Source organism: Streptomyces sp. NPDC055140 (genome assembly GCF_053607285.1).
Window position 1 is genome coordinate 1 of sequence record NZ_JBSGTG010000135.1, and the last position, 2,956, is coordinate 2,956.

Below are 2,956 nucleotides of genomic sequence, written 5' to 3' on the forward strand. Positions count from 1 at the left end.
GCGCACGCCGGTCGCACCGTACTGTCCGAAGTCGATATTCCTACCGGGCATCGTTACGCCTCCGAGCCGATCGTGATCGTCCGCTGGTTCTTGAGCTTGACCTCTGTCACGCCTCGTCCTTCGGGGAAGACGTGACGGCCCGTCGCCGTGACGACCGCGCGCCAGTCACCGATCACGTGGAGCTCGTCGGTGCCACTGACCCTAACGACGTGCAGCCCGGCGGCGTGTGCCTTGAACGCTTTCTCCCAGAGGTTGGAGAACGCGGCTGAGCGGATGATGTGCATCCAGTCGGGCCGGTGCAGGTCGCCGTTGAAGTTCGAGTCGCCCATGGTCGACACCAGTTTCGAGTACATCTGCTTGATGTACTCCTCGGCCAGTTTGTCGTCGGTGGCGATCGCCTCGGCCCGCACCTCGGTGAGGGCAACGCGCACGTATTCCAGGAGGTGTTCGGTGCTTCCGCTCGTCCAGGACTCGTGAATCTCCGGAGGGGCGCACAGCTGACCGTACTTCTCGGAGGCCGCTCGGTTCAGCTGACGCAGGGTGGGTTCTCCGATCCACAGCGGGCCCTCCTCATCGCGCGCGCCCAGCGGGTTTGGCAGATGTGGGTGCCTCCACTCCCCCGGCGTGACGAGGTGGAAGCCGGACCGCCTTAGCTTGATGGTGTCGATAGGACCTTCGCTGTGGACAAGCTCACCGAGCGGGAGGTGCGTTTTGAGGGCACTCAGGAAGGCGCCATTCATGTCCAGCTCGTCGACGGTGTGGGTGCCGGGCGGCAGCGTCTCCCATGCTCGGCTCCACTTTGGGCGCGCTTCCCAGATCTGATCGGGCTTGCTGTCGGACGGCTTCCTGAGGATGTCTGGCGCGGAAGGGTAGGCCACCACGTCGTAACGGGCGCCTCGACGGGTGATGTCGAGTAGCTCCATCGCGTGGGGGATCGCTTTGCGGATCAGGAAAGCTTGCGCCGCCTCGATGTCACCATTGCGCTCCTGTAGGGCGTTCTCGATGTTTTTGCGCAGGAATGCCACGCCCGCATCCTTGGTGTCGCTGCGTGCCTGTCGCGGCCTGTCGGGTCGCCCGGCTCGGAAACTGCGCGACCGCGGGGGTGTCTCCGGGATGCTGGACTTGGAGCTCGCCGGCCCTTCCGCCGACGGCGTCTGCGCCTGAGCGGCCGCCCTCGCCGCTTCGCAGTCGTCGGCTGAGACGTGCTGCGGAAATCCTTCGAGCGTGGTGGTGGCGGGGAGTCCGCACAACACACAGGGCTCCGCGGTGGGCAGTGCGGTGATGTCGTCGGCCGCGGAGGGGGCGGGCTCGCTGCTCTGCGGCTCGGGCTGCTCAGTCGGCTCGGATGAAGTCGGCGCGGACTCGGTGGCGCTGGGCGTCTTCTTGGGGGCGGCGACAAGCTCCGTCACCGTGCTTCCCCGGCTGCTGGCGTACGCCTCGCAGGCGGTCTCCGCTCCCGCGATCAGCATGAGGGTCGAGATGCCGAAGTGCCGGGCGATGGCGTCCGCTTCGTCGAAGGTCCAAGGCGAGCGGCCGGACTGGCGGCGGCTGACGGCGTAGGTGGGTAGGCCGATGCCGTCGGCCAGTTGGTTCTGCTTCTGGCCGGCGACAGTGAGCAGGGCCTCTACAGATCCTCGCAGGATCTCCAGGGTGCTCTGTGATGTCTCCAGAGTTTTGAGCATGCGGCGACCCTAGCGAATAAATTGCCCTCAGTGCAACCCACTTGCATTGAGGGCAATATCTTGGCTGTGGCAGCGCTTTGTTCCGCGGCGCGTACTGGAGCCCAGCCGCCGCTCCCCGGACCATGCCGTATACGCGGCATGCGGGCCGCATGCAAGAGGTCATGTCCACCGGAGAGACCATCCTGCCCACCAACTCTGCCGAGGCGGTGTGGTTTCTGCAGGCCCATCCCCGCGGCCTCAGCACCATCCCCATCGCGCTGGCGATCGCTCGCATCGACGACTACCTCGACCACGAGCAGCACCACCTCGCCGCCGTCCGCGACGCCCTTCGCGGTGAGGGCATCGCCACCCTCACCGTCTTCCCGGACTGGCTGGCCCGAGTTCACGGACCCGCGGACCGACCCAGGCCTGCTGGCACGAACCTCCGGCCCGTCCGCAGCCGCGGCCAACCGTCTTGCGCTGGTGGCGGCGGACCTGCTCGCGGGCCATCCAGGCGGACAGAAGCGCATCGCCTCACTCCACCGCTGGGCAGACCTGGTGAGTCAATCAGCCGTTTAGGGCGCGGCTCTGGGCGTGCTGCCGCCGGGGCTCTGGCCAGGGTTGGGCGGATGCTGGTGCTGAGGGCGTTGAGGGGTGGGCCGCTCCCCTGTCGTCGCGGGCAAACTGCTGGCCGTGCGCAGGATCGTGCTCATCTTGGTCGACAGTTGGCCGATCGCCTCGACGATCTGGGCGACACGCTGCGGGTCCAGTGCGGTGAAGGCGGACGGGCCGTCCGGATCGAGCGCGGCAAGCGTCTCGTTCAGGTGGAGCAGAGTGCGCGTCCCGGGAGCAGCCGCTTCTACTGTTCTCGTCCGGTCCGGTGCGGGAGCGGTATCTGGGTTGACCCCTTCCAGTGCGGCAACGGGATCTGGGTTGGCCCATTCCTGCACAGCCCGGACCCGGGCGGCCGCGGTGGCTGCGGCGGTGAGGTGGCCTTGATGGTCGAGCTCGACCAGGCGTGCCTGGTCGCCTTCGGCGTCGGGTTGGTCCCGGCTGGGGATCACTGCGGCGAGGGAGGCCAGGAGCGGCTGAGCGCGGATGACGCTGGCGTAGACCTGTGCGGCGTGCTGCGCCGCGGCGACCATCCAGGCGTGGTCTTCGTCGCCGGTGACGCGGGCGGTGAGCAGTTCCAGGACGTCCTGGGCCCGCTCAGCCGCCTCCGGGAGTTCGGGGCCGCAGGCGGCGAGCTGGTTCCAGTCGCCGATGAGGGCTTCCTCCGTGGCGTTGTCGTACGG

The 2,956-nt window shown here is 67.8% G+C and carries 1 protein-coding gene and 1 pseudogene; both read right to left on the reverse strand.

Going from position 1 to position 2,956, the window contains the following annotated elements; translation table 11 throughout:
• Positions 1–53: 53 nt before the first annotated feature.
• Positions 54–1,469 (reverse strand): hypothetical protein, encoded by a 1,416-nt coding sequence (locus ACWFR4_RS48230; protein WP_453658281.1) that lies wholly within the window; start codon positions 1,467–1,469, stop codon positions 54–56.
• 767 nt (positions 1,470–2,236) lie between these two features.
• Positions 2,237–2,956 (reverse strand): annotated as a pseudogene (locus tag ACWFR4_RS48235) (hypothetical protein); the annotation flags it as partial.